At 35.6% G+C, this 885-nt stretch carries 1 protein-coding gene; it reads right to left on the reverse strand.

The genetic code is table 11. From position 1 onward, the window contains the following. Window positions 1-177: 177 nt before the first annotated feature. Window positions 178-606 (reverse strand): hypothetical protein, encoded by a 429-nt coding sequence (locus ACSX1H_RS19410; protein WP_439185915.1) that lies wholly within the window; start codon window positions 604-606, stop codon window positions 178-180. Window positions 607-885: the final 279 nt, after the last annotated feature.

Consider the following 885-nt stretch of genomic DNA (forward strand, 5'->3'; position numbering starts at 1 on the left):
ACCAAAATAAATCTGTAAATATTTAACCAACAAATAGGTTACAACGGTTGGCCGCATGGCGCTGTAGCAGATTTGCGTTGAGATTGTCCGTCCGAGAGGACGAGACTATCGAAGCGGGAATCTGCCCGCCCAAAGTGAGCCGGACTGCTATGCGCTATGGCGGCGTGTTAGGGGCAGTTATTTTCTAATTTTTAGTAATCTACTTATTTCGTCTGAAATTAATAGCATCTTCCCATTTTGGAATATGTAGATGAAGTACAAGAACAAAATGGTAAATGCAATTCCTCCAAGTCCAACTGCTAGACCGATAAAGTTTCCTTTTATTGCTGATATAATCGGAACAACAACCCACGGCGTTAGCCAGGCTAATATTAGGAATAGTAGTCTGTATGATATTTTGTAATTAATCTTTAGAATTCCATTGCTTTCTTCAAAATCACCAAAAATAGTCAATGGCATTCCAGAACTTTGCGAAAGTATGCTATGTTTTCTATAGAATCGGAACCGAGTTACGAAATAACCAGTTTTTAAGTCAGGAATGAAAACATATTTACCTTCTTTTTCTTCATAAATACCATCGAAATATTTCCAATTCGAAAATTTCACTTTTAGTTCGTGTCTATAAATAGTCCTACCAAAACTAAAGAACTTAAGATTGAATCGATTTAAATTAATTAGTTCGATAATGGTTGCAACTAACCAAGTCAGTATAACTAACAGAAATATTATTAATCCTAAACTCATATTTGTATTAAAATTCAGCTGTTCAGTGAGATGTGGGGAATTGCCCCTAACGGTAGCTATATGGGCTGTAATAGAAACTGATATTATATTTATAATAGCGGTTTTTGTTATAGTGCATATAGCGTGTTATGGGCCGTAGTT

The sequence above is a fragment of the Carboxylicivirga taeanensis genome (assembly GCF_051851475.1).
Taxonomy (GTDB): Bacteria; Bacteroidota; Bacteroidia; order Bacteroidales; family Marinilabiliaceae; genus Carboxylicivirga; species Carboxylicivirga taeanensis.